The organism is Variovorax sp. OK605, from assembly GCF_900115445.1.
Lineage (GTDB): Bacteria > Pseudomonadota > Gammaproteobacteria > Burkholderiales > Burkholderiaceae_C > Variovorax.
Genome location: NZ_FOWL01000005.1, coordinates 440261 through 452570, shown reverse-complemented (window position 1 = coordinate 452570; position 12310 = coordinate 440261). Strand labels below are relative to the sequence as shown.

The window sequence follows — 12310 nt, the reverse complement described above, 5'->3', positions numbered from 1 at the left end:
CGGCAGGCTACGCGGCTCGGCTTCAGAGCAGGCCGAGCGTCAGCGCCTTCAGCGTGGCGGCCGCGCGCGTGGTGCAGCCGAGCTTGCGGAAGATGTTCTCCAGGTGGGCGCGCACGGTGCTCGGGCTGATGCCGAGCGAACGCGCCGCCTCCTTGTTGCTTTCGCCGAGGCTGATGCGCCCGAGCACTTCGACCTCTCGGCCGGAGAGCAGTGCCGATGCGTCGGCAGGCGACGCTGCAGCGGCGCTCGCCGGATGACCGGTGAGCGCCGCGATGGCCTGCGCGTCGAGCCTGCCGGCATCGCCTTCGGCACGCAGCGCGGCCACGGCCTCGGCCTGCGCCAGCGCAGGCTTGCCGGGCCTTGCGGTGTTCAGCGACACCCAGTGCGCGGCGGCGGCCAGCACGCGGCCTTCGGCGTCGATGGCCGCGCCCTTCACGCCACGGAAGAAGCCCGAGCCGTCGAGCCGCTCGTCGACGAAGGAGGCGATCTCGGCCTCGGCGCGCAGCGTGTCGATGCGGCGCGCGGCGCGCTCCGTCCAGTAGGGCACGAGGCGCAGGCGCTCGGCGTCGGCCTCGCTGCGCACGCCGGGCGAGTCCCACACGCCGTTGGGCACCGACGCGCGGCCGATGCCGTGGATAAGCCCCGCGCGGTAGATGCGCTGCTGCTGCGCCGGCTCCAGCCCCATGGCGGCGGCGCCGCGCTGCGCGGCCTCGGCCACGCGGCGCGAGTAGCCGGTCATCCACGGCAGCTTGAGGTCGATGACGTCGGCGATGAGCTCCAGCGGCGCGGTGATGTCTTGCAGCGCGGTGGGCACCGGCATCGGCTCGGTGGAAGCGCCCTGCTCCAGCATGTGCAGCCAGTCGACCGCGTGGCGGTGCGCCGCGTCGACCAGGAAGCCCGGGTAGCGCGCATCGGCGCGTTCGGCGATGTAGCGCAGCGCGTTGTTCAGGCCGTGCACGCGCGAGAAGATCTCGAGGTCGCCCGCCACGGTGACGATGAACACCTCGAGCGGAATGCGCGCGGCCTCCAGGCCCAGCGGCTTGCCCTGCCCGTCGAAGGTTTCGAACATGTGGCGCAGCGGCAGCTCCACCGCCGCGGGCATGCCCAGCGTGCGCGCGATGTCGCCCGATACCTCGCAATGGATTTCGGCCAGCGGGCTGATGGAGCCCGCGAAGTCCGCTGCCGCGCGCGCCGACGCGGTCGCCAGCATGGTGCGCCGGCCGCCCACGTCGTCGCCCAGCAGATCGGAGAACTCGGGTGCGTTGGCGGTGCAGCCCGACCAGCGCAACAGCGACGCGCAGGCCGCGTGGCCCTGCACCGCCTCGTCGCAACCGGCCGCGGCGGCCAGGCGCGACGCGAGCCACGCCGTGCGCGCCGAGTGGTCGATGGGCTGGCCCATGCTGAGGTCGCCGACGAATGCGAGCGCGCGGATGGCGTCGAAGACCTGGATGGGGGAAGAAGGCTGCACGGGAAATGGGAGAGAGAAGTAGGAAACGTGCCGGCCGCGGGGAGCCCCGCGGCCGGCACGCGGCACCTTACTTGGATTGGCGCACAGCGTCCAGGATGACCTCGGCCACCTTCGCGGGCTGCGACTGCTGCGGCACGTGGCTGCTGTTCACGCGCGTGAGGTGCGCGCCGATCTTCTTCGCCATGTCGAGCTGCAGCGCCGGCGGGATCATGTGGTCGGCGGTGGCGGCCAGGTACCACGAGGGCTTGGTCTTCCACGCGGCGACGGGCAGCTTCTGCTCGAACGACTTGCCGAGGATCGGGCCCTGCGTGGCCGTCATCACGGCCGTTGCCGAGGCCGGCAGGTCTTGCGCGAAGTGCTTGCTCATGCCCTCCTTGGTGAGCGACAGGAAGCCCGAAGCGTCGGCCACGATGTGCGCGAAACCGGGCGCCGGGGGGTAGTCCTTGCCGAGCTCGGCGGAGGTCTGGCCGGCGTCGGGCGCGAAGGCCGCCACGTAGACGAGCGAGGCGACCTTGTCGTTCGCACCCGCCTCGGTGATGACCGAGCCGCCCCACGAGTGGCCCACCAGCACCACCTTGCCCGGCTGCGCGTCGATGGCGCGCTTGGCGGCGGCCACGTCGTCCTCGAGCGAAGTCAGCGGGTTCTGCACCGCCACCACGTGCAGGCCCTTGGCCTGCAGCAGCGGGATCACCTTGGCCCAGTCGGAACCGTCCGCGAAGGCGCCATGGACGATGACGACGCTGGGCTTGGAGGTGTCGGGTGTAGCTGGCGCGGCGGGTGCCGCAGCCGTTGCGTTGAGGGCGGAGAACGACAGGCCGATGACGGCGGCAGCGGCTGCGAGCTTGAAGCGGTGGGTGGTTTTCATGAGGGCTTTCCTTGCGAAGTGACAGAGGTGGAGGGAGAACCCGTACTGTCCGCTTCGCGGGGGGAAGCCGCTATTGGATGAATGTCCGATGGGGGGGGTTGGGGCGGGCCGCTGCGCCTGTGAGGGATGCCTTGCGCCGCAACCGAGCCGTCGGCTCAGGTCCCTGCTTGTTGGCTGCGCTGGCTAGAAGTGCTGGACCACCAGCACCGCTGCGCCTGCAAGGGAAATGGCGCCGCCGATGATCTGCCTGACTGTCTTCATGATGTTCTCCGTGCTGCCCAGTGGATGAACATCGATGGTGCCGGAAGCCCCACTGTCCGGGGTTTGGCAATCTTCATGCGCGGGATAGGCAAATCGGAAAACGACCGCCCTCGCCGCTCCTCGCTCCTGCTTCTCAGCACTGCCGCATCAGCAATTGCGCCTCCTTGAGCGAGAGCCGCTCCCTTGCGAACTGGCTGGCCCGCAGCCGCACACGCGCCAGCGCCGCTTCGAGCGACGGCTGCTGCATGAACACCAGCGTGCCCCACTTCAGCCCGCGGAGACTCAGCTCCGCCACGCCCGCATAGCAGCCGTTGGTGGTCTGCTTGATATCGACACGGCTGGACCAGCCATCGGGCAGGTCGACGAGGAGTTGTTGTTGTGGTGTGCTCATGGTGCGATCGAGGATAGGCGTGGGTCGCTTGTCGCCCCAAGGAACTAATTCCTTGGTGTTAACGTTTATTTGCGATGGTTGGCTTTGTTGCCGACGCCGCCTTCTGCTGAGTCGGACAGTGGTGATGACGTAGCCGTGGGCCAAGCAGCCCGACGCGTTCGTCGACCTGGCTTGACGGCCGATCGCCCAGGTCATCCCTCGAACGGCAGCACAAGCCACTGCGGACCCAAGCGGCGCAGGCAGCGGTGGCGACCTTGGCGCCCGGCTCGCAAGCGTCGACGCGACGATGGCGAAGTCACTCAGCCTGGGCAGGCCATGCGGAGCGATGGTGATCCGGTTCGCCCCGCCGGAAGTGTCTGGTGGCCATGGACTGAGACCACCGGACGTGGCGCTCGAGGCCGCATCGCAGCCCGTGCCCTAAGCCGCGGCACGTCGGAACCTCGTAGCAGATCAACTGCCTGGCGCAGGCAGCAGTTGCACGGGGATCAAGTGGGCACCGCGCCCTCGTGGATTGCCGCCACGCAAGACAGGCCCGATGGGAAGGCAATTGTCAGGGCCAAAGAAAAACGGCCTACGCCTTGTGAGCGTAAGCCGTTGATCTAACTACTGTCTCTGGTCGGTGTGAAAGGATTCGAACCTTCGACCCCTTGCACCCCATGCAAGTGCGCTACCAGGCTGCGCCACACACCGAAGCTCTCGATTATAGCCGTTGAAATTCAGCGTCCGACGGTCAACAGCTCACGAATTTCAAAGAGTTCGCGGCGAAGGTGCAACAACTGCGACAAGTCGGGCGCCTGGGCGCCCTTTTCAGCACCCGCATGCGCCGGTTCCTGCGTGTCCTGCACGATGGCCGCGTCGAATTCTTCCTGGTCGATCTCGATGGCTTCCATGCCTTCGAGCGGCACCTCGCCAGCCTTGCGGCGGTCGCGCTCGCCCTGCACGAGTTCCTGCAGCTTGTTGCGCGCTCCGCTGATGGTGAAGCCCTGGTCGTAGAGCAGGTCGCGGATGCGGCGGATCATCAGCACCTCGTGGTGCTGGTAGTAGCGGCGGTTGCCGCGTCGCTTCATGGGGCGCAGCTGCGTGAACTCCTGCTCCCAATAGCGAAGCACGTGCGGCTTGACGCCACAGAGTTCGCCGACCTCACCGATGGTGAAGTAGCGTTTGACAGGAATCGGAGGGAGCGTTTTCTCCATTGAAATCAAGACTGTGCGCGGGAAACCTTAGAGATTACTCCACGCAGGCGCACAGCACCAAGCACTATTCGGCGCCCAGGCTCCACTCGACTTCCGTCGAAGCACCCTGCTCGGCGCTGCCCTGGATCTGTTCCTTGAGCTTGGCGCTCGCGTGGAAGGTGGCCACCCGGCGCTCGCCGATCGGAATGGCCTCGCCGGTGCGCGGGTTGCGGCCCGGGCGCGGCGCCTTCACGCGGATCTGGAAGTTGCCGAAGCCGGAGATCTTCACGTCGGTGCCTTCGATGAGGCTGCCGGCCACGAGCTCGAAGAACGCTTCGACCATGTCCTTGGACTCACGCTTGTTCAGGCCGATCTGCTCGAACAGCAGGTCGGCCAGATGCGCCTTGGTGAGCGCAGGCGTTTCGAGGGCCTCGAGCGTGAATTCGGCAGCGTTCATTCTCATCATCCCCTCAATCGGCCGCCGACCTTGGCGCCCAGTTGTTCGACAATCGCGCGCACGGCAGGTTCGACCTGCTCGTCCGTCAGGGTGGCGCTGTCGCTCTGGAAGCTCAGGCGCACCGCCATGCTCTTCTCGCCCTGTGCCAAGGCACCGGGCGCGGCCACGGCACCGTCGCGCAGCGGTTGCGGACGGTAGATGTCGAACAGCGTTGCATCACGCAGCAGGCCCTGCGCGGCGGTCGTGGCGCGAATGGCCTGCATGAGCGCGTCGTGCGTCACGGCCTCGGCCACGACGACGGCAATGTCGCGCTCCACGGCCTGGTGCTTGGGCACCGGCTGTGCCACCGGCACAGGCCGCGCGATGACGGCGTCGAGGTCGAGCTCGAACAGCACGGGCGCCTGGGCGAAGTCCCACTTCTGGCGCCAGCGTGGATGCAATTCGCCGACGAAACCGATGGCCTTGCCGTCGACCATCACGCGTGCCGAACGGCCCGGGTGCAGCGCGGGATGCTCGGCCGCCTCGAAGGTCGGCACCAGCGGCGCCAGCAGCGCCTCGACGTCGCCCTTGACGTCATAGAAGTCGATGCGCTGCGGCTTGCCGTCCCAGCGCGCTTCGTCGGCGTCGCCCCATGCCAGGCCCGCCACGCGCATCGGCTGGTTGACGCCGCGCACGGTGCTGTCGGTGGTGACGACGCTGTCGTCGCGCATGAACACGCGGCCCAGTTCGAACACGCGCACGCGCGGCGCCTTGCGGTCGAGATTGAACTTGAGCACCTGCAGCAGCGAGCCGAGCAGCGACGAACGCATCACGCCCATCTGGCTGGCAATGGGGTTCAGCAGCTTGACCGGGTTGGCGTTGCCCGCCAGGTCCTGCTCCCAATGCGCTTCGACGAAGCTGAAGTTGATCGTCTCCTGGTAGCCCAGTGCGGCAATGCCGCGGCGCACCGCGAAGCGGCTGCGTTGTGCCTCGGGCCGCACGCGGGCGGTGATGGGCGCGAGCGGCGCGGTGGTCGGCAGGTTGTTGAAGCCGATCAGGCGAGCGACTTCTTCGATCAGGTCTTCTTCGATCAGCAGGTCGAAGCGGTGCGGCGGCGGCGTGATGGTGAGCGTGCCTTCGCCTTCGATGATGGCGAAGCCGAGACGGCCGAGCGCGTCGGCGCATTGCGCCTGCGTGAGCGGCATGCCGATGACGCGCGAGGCGCGCGCCACGCGCAGCGTGACGGGCACGGCGGCGGGCACGTGCAGCGTCTGGTCGTCGATGGCGCCGGCCTGGCCGCCGCAGATCTCGACGATGAGCTGCGTGATGCGCTCGATGATCTGCACCGTGCGGCTCGGATCGACGCCGCGCTCGTAGCGGTGGCCTGCGTCGGTGGAGAAGTTGAAGCGGCGCGAACGGCCCTGCACGGCCTCGGGCCACCAGAACGCGGCTTCGACGTAGATGTTGCGCGTGTCGTCGGACACCGACGTGGCGTCGCCGCCCATGATGCCGGCGAGCGACTCGACCTCGCGGTCGTCGGCGATCACGCCGACCTTGTCGTCGACCGTGATGGTGGTGCCGTTGAGCAGCTTGAGCTGTTCGCCCGCCTTGCCCCAGCGCACCGTGAGGCCGCCATGGATCTTGTCGAGGTCGAAGATGTGGGTCGGCTGACCGTACTCGAACATCACGTAGTTCGAGATGTCGACCAGCGGCGTGACGCTGCGCTGGCCGCAGCGCGCGAGGCGCTCGACCATCCACGCCGGCGTGGCCACCTTGGTGTTCACGCCGCGCATGATGCGGCCCGAGAAGCGGCCGCAGAGCTCGGGCGCCTCGACCTTGACGGGCAGCACATCGGTGAAGGCAGTGGCCACCGGCGTGATGGCCGGCGTCTTCAGCGGCGTACCGGTGAGCGCCGAGAGTTCACGCGCCACGCCGTACACGCTCAGGCCGTGCGCCAGGTTGGGCGTGAGCTTGAGCGTGAGCAGCGCATCGTCGAGCTTGAGCACATCGCGCACGTCGGCACCGATGGGCGCGTCGGCGGCGAGCTCGAGCAGGCCGCCGTGGTCTTCGCTCAGGTGCAGTTCGCGTGCCGAGCAAAGCATGCCCTGGCTCTCGACGCCGCGCAGCTTGCCGAGCTTGATGAGGAAAGGCTTGCCGTCTTCACCCGGCGGCAGTTCGGCGCCGACGAGTGCGCACGGCACCTTGATGCCGACGCGCGCGTTGGGCGCGCCGCACACGATGTTGAGCAAGGCGCCCTGCCCCGCATCGACCTGGCACACGCGCAGGCGATCGGCGTTGGGGTGCTGCACGGCTTCCTTGATTTCGCCGACCACGATGCGCGTGAAAGGCGGCGCCACCGGTCGGCGCTCTTCGACCTCGAAGCCGCCCATGGTGAGCGTTTCGGCCAGTGCGGCGCTGTCGAGGGGCGGGTTGCAGAACTCGCGCAGCCAGGATTCCGGGAATTGCATCTCTTCGATCTCGATCTGGTTTTTCTATGGATGGGGACTTACTGGAACTGCGAGAGAAAACGCAGGTCGCCGTCGAAGAAGAGGCGCAGGTCGTTCACGCCATAGCGCAGCATGGTGAGCCGGTCGGGGCCCATGCCGAAGGCGAAGCCGATGTAGCGCTCGGGGTCGAGACCCATGTTGCGCACGACGTTCGGATGCACCTGGCCGGCGCCCGACACTTCGAGCCAGCGGCCGGCCAGCGGGCCGCTCTGGAACTGGATGTCGATCTCGGCGCTCGGCTCGGTGAACGGGAAGAAGCTCGGGCGGAAGCGCAGCACGAGGTCGTCGCGCTCGAAGAAGGTGCGGCAGAAGTCGGTGAAGATGACCTTCAGGTCCTTGAAGCTCACGTTCTCGCCGAGCCACAGGCCTTCGCACTGGTGGAACATGGGCGAGTGGGTGGCGTCGCTGTCGACACGGTAGGTGCGGCCCGGCGCGATCACACGGATCTCGGGCGCCTTCACGGTGCCGGTCTTGTCGTCGGCAGCCGCAGCGAACTCGGGGGCGTACTTCTTGATGTGCTGATGCGCATAGCGCACCTGCATCGGGCTGGTGTGCGGACGCAGGTTGTAGGGGATGCCGTCGTCGCCGTTCAGGTCGACGTAGAAGGTGTCCTGCATCGAACGCGCCGGGTGGTTCGGCGGGTTGTTGAGCGAGGTGAAGCTGTGCCAGTCGCTCTCGACTTCGGGGCCGTCGGCCACATCGAAGCCCATGCTCGAGAAGATCTCCTCGATGCGTTCCAGGGTGCGGCTCACGGGGTGCAGGCCGCCGGGGATGCGGCGGCGCCCGGGCAGGCTCACGTCGAGCGCTTCGGCGCGCAGCTGCAGGGAGAGCTCTTCGTCGGCCAGTTGCTGGCGGCGCTCGGTCAGCGCGGCCTCGATGGCCTGCTTGCCGACGTTGATCGCGGCGCCGCGGGACTTCTTCTCTTCGACACTCAGCGCGGCCATGCCCTTCATCAGCTCGGTGATGCGGCCCGACTTGCCGAGGAACTGCGCCTTGGCGTTTTCGAGCTCGGCGGGCGTCTTCGCTTCGGCGAAAGCGGCGCGTGCGGTGTCGACCAGGGAGTCCAACTCGTTCATAGCAACAAAAATCTTCGAGGGGAAATAAAAAAGAGCTGGAGCCTTTTCAAGCGCCAGCCCTTGAGCCGTGGGCGCAGGAGACTGCCCGAAGGCAGCAGCCTGCTGTGCAGAATCAAGCAGCCAGCTTGGCCTTGACCTGCTCCACGATGCCGGCAAAAGCGGCCTTGTCGTGCACGGCGATGTCCGCAAGCATCTTGCGGTCGATCTCGATACCGGCCTTGCGGATGCCGTTGGCGAACTGGCTGTAGGTCAGGCCCAGTTCACGCGAGGCGGCGTTGATACGCGCGATCCACAGCTGACGGAACACGCGCTTCTTGGTACGGCGGTCACGGTAGGCGTATTGGCCTGCCTTCATCACCGCCTGTTTGGCGACGCGGAAGACATTGCCGCGGCGACCGCGGAAACCCTTGGCGAGTGCGAGAACTTTCTTGTGGCGGGCGCGAGCCGTTACACCACGTTTGACGCGAGGCATGTGTTTTCTCCTTGTTCGTCTGAATTAAATGCCACGGCCGGGCAGCATGGCGGCGACAGAAACCATGTTGGTTTCATGCACTGCGACTGCACCACGGAGGTGACGCTTGTTCTTGGTGGTCTTCTTCGTCAAGATGTGACGCTTGAAGGCTTGACCGCGCTTGACGGTGCCACCGGGACGAACGCGGAAACGTTTTTTCGCGCTGCTCTTGGTCTTCATTTTGGGCATAAAAATGCTCCTTTAGTTTGTGCTCGTGAGGCGCCATGGATGCTCCACGGACTTGTTGGCCCCGAGACACTTCTTTATCTCGCCCTTGCCCGCGTTTCTTGCGAAACGCCGGCAAGGGCGAAATCCCTTCAAAACCTCTCTACTGCTACCGCGACCCTGGCTCTCAAGCCGCTGCGGGCGACGCGGCCGGAGCCGCAGCGTCTGCTGCCGGCTTCGGTGCACCGCCGGCCTTCTTGCGGCCCGGCGCGATCATCATGATCATCTGCCGGCCTTCGAGCTTCGGGAACTGCTCGACCATGATCAGGTCGCCCAGTTCATCGCGAATGCGCTGCAACAGCGCCAGACCCAGCTCCTGGTGCGTGATCTCGCGGCCGCGAAAGCGCAGCGTGATCTTGCATTTGTCGCCGTCCTCAAGGAAGCGCTTGATGTTGCGCATCTTGATGTTGTAGTCGCCGTCGTCGGTACCGGGCCGGAACTTGATTTCCTTGACCTCGATGACCTTCTGCTTCGACTTCGCCTCGGCTGCCTTCTTCTGCTCGTGGTACTTGAACTTGCCGTACTCGATCAGGCGGCACACCGGCGGGTTGGCCGCCGCAACGACCTCCACCAGATCCACGTCGGCCTCGCCCGCAAGGCGCAGGGCCTCGGAAAGGCTCATGACACCCAATGGCTCGTTTTCCGGGCCGACCAGGCGGACTTCCGGGGCCATGATTTCCCGGTTCAGGCGGTGTTGGCGTTCCTCGCGGTGGCGGCGGTCGCGAAATGCAGTAGCGATGGTCAGAATCCTTCAAAAATTGCTACAAAATCTGTAGCGAACGCCGGTCAGTCCTCGCGAACAAGCGGCACGATTTGGCAGGGAAACATATGAGGTGTTTCAGAGACAAATCAACGCTTGTCAGCAACATCCTGGACGAGCCGTTGCACGAACGATTCGAGGGACATTGCACCGAGGTCTTGATTGCCCCGGGCGCGCACTGCGACGGCACCTGCTTCCTTTTCCTTGTCGCCCACGACGAGGATGTAAGGGAGCTTTTGCAACGAATGCTTCCGTATTTTATACGTAATCTTTTCGTTGTGCAGGTCAAGCTGAACCCTAAGCCCTTGATTTTGCAGCGCTTTCGCCACGTCCCGAGCGTAATCGGCCTGTCCTTCACTGATATTGAGCACCGCCACCTGCACCGGAGCGAGCCACGCGGGCAGTGCGCCCGAGTGGTGTTCGATCAGCATGCCGATGAAGCGCTCCAGGCTGCCGACGATCGCGCGGTGCAGCATCACGGGGTGCGCGCGGCCGCTCGATTCCGTCACGTACTCGCCGCCCAGGCGCTCTGCCGTGTTGAAGTCGACCTGCATCGTGCCGCACTGCCACTGGCGGCCGATGGCGTCGCGCAGCGTGTATTCGATCTTCGGGCCGTAGAAGGCACCGTCGCCGGGGGCAATCACGAAATCGACGCCCGAGCGGCGCAGCGACTCCATCACCGCATGCTCTGCCTTGTCCCACAGCTCGTCGGACCCCACGCGGTTCTCGGGCCGCGTGGCGACCTTGTAGAGGATGTCCGTGAAGCCGAAGTCGGCGTAGACCTTCTGCAGTTGGTCCGTGTACGCAATGCACTCGTCGAGGATCTGGTCTTCCGTGCAGAAGATGTGCCCGTCGTCCTGCGTGAAGCCGCGCACGCGCATGATGCCGTGCAGTGCGCCGCTGGGCTCGTTGCGGTGGCATTGGCCGAACTCGCCGTAGCGCAGCGGCAGGTCGCGGTAGCTGCGCAGGTCGCTCTTGAAAATCAGCACGTGACCCGGACAGTTCATCGGCTTCAGCGCGTATTCGCGCTTCTCCGACTCCGTCGTGAACATGTTGTCGCGGTAGTTCTGCCAGTGGCCCGTTTTCTCCCACAGGCTCTTGTCAAGAATCTGCGGACCCTTCACTTCCCAGTAGCCCGTGTCGCGGTAGATGCCGCGCATGTACTGCTCGACCTGCTGCCAGACCGCCCAGCCCTTCGGGTGCCAGAACACCAGGCCCGGCGCCGCTTCGTCGATGTGGAACAGGTCGAGTTCCTTGCCGAGGCGGCGGTGGTCGCGCTTCTCGGCTTCCTCGATGCGCTGAATGTACTGGTCGAGCTGCTTCTTGTCCGCCCATGCCGTGCCGTAGACGCGCTGCAGCTGCTCGTTCTTGGCGTCGCCGCGCCAGTAGGCGCCGGCCAGCTTCGTGAGCTTGAAGACCTTCAGGAAGCGCGTGTTCGGCACGTGCGGGCCGCGGCACATGTCGACGTATTCCTGGTGGTAGTACAGGCCCATGGCCTGCTCGTCGGGCATGTCCTCGACCAGGCGCAGCTTGTACTCCTCGCCGCGCGACTTGAAGACCTCGATGACTTCGGCGCGCGGCGTCACCTTCTTCACGACGTCGTAGTCCTGCGCGATCAGCTCGCGCATGCGGGCTTCGATCGCGGCCATGTCCTCGGGCGTGAACGGGCGCTCGTAGGAAATGTCGTAATAGAAGCCCTCGTCGATCACGGGCCCGATCACCATCTTGGCCGTCGGGTAGAGCTGCTTCACCGCGTGGCCGACCAGGTGGGCCGTCGAGTGGCGAATGATCTCCAGGCCCTCGTCGTCCTTGGGCGTGATGATCTGGAGCTTGGCGTCGTGGTCGATGATGTCGCTGGCATCGACGAGCTTGCCGTCGACCTTGCCGGCCACCGTCATCTTGGCGAGGCCGGGGCCGATGGACTGGGCCACCTGAGCCACCGAAACCGGGCCTGGGAACTCGCGGCGCGAGTTGTCGGGAAGCGTGATCTGGATCATGTGAAAACCTCGGGGAGAAAAACAAAAAAGCGCGGTGGATGCCGCGCTTTGCTTGGTTGTGAAGCTGGCAGAAACCAGCGAGCGCGGGGTTACCGGCCCTTTCCTTCGAAGAAGAAAAAGCCGCTGAGTCCTTGCGGAGTAGTTCGCGGTGTCATAACCAGGATGCCTTTCTCGCTCTTGTTGAGTGCGGAGTCCGCGATTCTAGCCGCTGCCCGCTCAGGCCGTGGGCGCGGTGTTCTTGAGCCCCAACACCTCGATGGGCTCGATCGACGGCGGCTTGGCGAACAGCTCGGGCGCCTTGGCCATCAGCGCCTGGGCAATCGGGCCGGCGAGGTGGGCCTGGCGCCCTGCCTCGTCCTCGAACGCGTCGAACACGCCGAAGGTGGTCGGCGACAGGCGCAACGCGAACCAGATCGGCGTGGTCTTCTCGTCGCGCGCCATCGCGAGACCCGCTTCCAGGAACTTCTCGACGTCGCCTTCCTTGCCCGGCTTGGCTTCGAGGCGTGCGAACAGTGCGTACTTGATCATGCTCATCTCCTGAGTTGAACGGCGCGCGACATTGCGCGGCGTTGCCATGGACTCTAGGCACGCCGCCCCTCTGGAGCTATTGGCATTTTTGACATCTTTGATATCGTTATGGC

General features: G+C 65.8%; 12 protein-coding genes and 1 tRNA gene. All 13 read right to left on the bottom strand.

All coding sequences use genetic code 11. The features are described 5' to 3' along the window. Window positions 1-22: 22 nt before the first annotated feature. The gene (locus tag BM013_RS16380) at window positions 23-1468 is read right to left on the bottom strand and encodes an HD domain-containing phosphohydrolase (protein WP_093128668.1); all 1446 of its coding nucleotides are present in this window, start codon (window positions 1466-1468) and stop codon (window positions 23-25) included. 67 nt (window positions 1469-1535) lie between these two features. Continuing rightward, window positions 1536-2333: an alpha/beta fold hydrolase gene (locus tag BM013_RS16375; protein WP_093128667.1), complete on the bottom strand. Its 798-nt coding sequence runs from the start codon at window positions 2331-2333 to the stop codon at window positions 1536-1538. A 394-nt stretch (window positions 2334-2727) separates the two neighbouring features. Beyond that, the gene (locus BM013_RS16370; RefSeq protein ID WP_093128666.1) at window positions 2728-2985 is read right to left on the bottom strand and encodes a hypothetical protein; all 258 of its coding nucleotides are present in this window, start codon (window positions 2983-2985) and stop codon (window positions 2728-2730) included. Between the two features lie 613 nt (window positions 2986-3598). After that, a tRNA-Pro gene (locus tag BM013_RS16365) sits at window positions 3599-3675 on the bottom strand. Window positions 3676-3701: 26 nt separating this feature from the next. Continuing rightward, on the bottom strand, window positions 3702-4178 hold the full coding sequence (locus tag BM013_RS16360; protein ID WP_093128665.1) for a MerR family transcriptional regulator: 477 nt from the start codon (window positions 4176-4178) through the stop codon (window positions 3702-3704). A 64-nt stretch (window positions 4179-4242) separates the two neighbouring features. Further along, window positions 4243-4614 (bottom strand): integration host factor subunit alpha, encoded by a 372-nt coding sequence (locus BM013_RS16355; protein ID WP_093128664.1) that lies wholly within the window; start codon window positions 4612-4614, stop codon window positions 4243-4245. 5 nt (window positions 4615-4619) lie between these two features. Next, entirely contained in the window at window positions 4620-7061 is a 2442-nt protein-coding gene (pheT, locus tag BM013_RS16350; RefSeq protein ID WP_093128663.1) for a phenylalanine--tRNA ligase subunit beta, read from the bottom strand. 38 nt (window positions 7062-7099) lie between these two features. After that, on the bottom strand, window positions 7100-8176 hold the full coding sequence (gene pheS, locus BM013_RS16345; RefSeq protein ID WP_093128662.1) for a phenylalanine--tRNA ligase subunit alpha: 1077 nt from the start codon (window positions 8174-8176) through the stop codon (window positions 7100-7102). Between the two features lie 112 nt (window positions 8177-8288). Then, a complete protein-coding gene (gene rplT / locus BM013_RS16340; protein ID WP_007832499.1) occupies window positions 8289-8648 on the bottom strand; it encodes a 50S ribosomal protein L20 in 360 nt (119 codons plus the stop codon). A gap of 24 nt (window positions 8649-8672) precedes the next feature. Continuing rightward, complete coding sequence (gene rpmI, locus BM013_RS16335; RefSeq protein WP_007832497.1) at window positions 8673-8876, bottom strand: 50S ribosomal protein L35; 204 nt, start codon at window positions 8874-8876, stop codon at window positions 8673-8675. A 163-nt stretch (window positions 8877-9039) separates the two neighbouring features. Then, a complete protein-coding gene (gene infC, locus BM013_RS16330; RefSeq protein WP_093128661.1) occupies window positions 9040-9660 on the bottom strand; it encodes a translation initiation factor IF-3 in 621 nt (206 codons plus the stop codon). Window positions 9661-9761: 101 nt separating this feature from the next. Continuing rightward, window positions 9762-11669, bottom strand: a complete 1908-nt coding sequence (gene thrS / locus BM013_RS16325; RefSeq protein ID WP_093128660.1) for a threonine--tRNA ligase — start codon at window positions 11667-11669, stop codon at window positions 9762-9764. 216 nt (window positions 11670-11885) lie between these two features. Then, window positions 11886-12197, bottom strand: coding sequence for a putative quinol monooxygenase (locus BM013_RS16320; RefSeq protein WP_093128739.1), 312 nt, complete (start codon window positions 12195-12197; stop codon window positions 11886-11888). Between the last annotated feature and the right edge of the window lie 113 nt (window positions 12198-12310).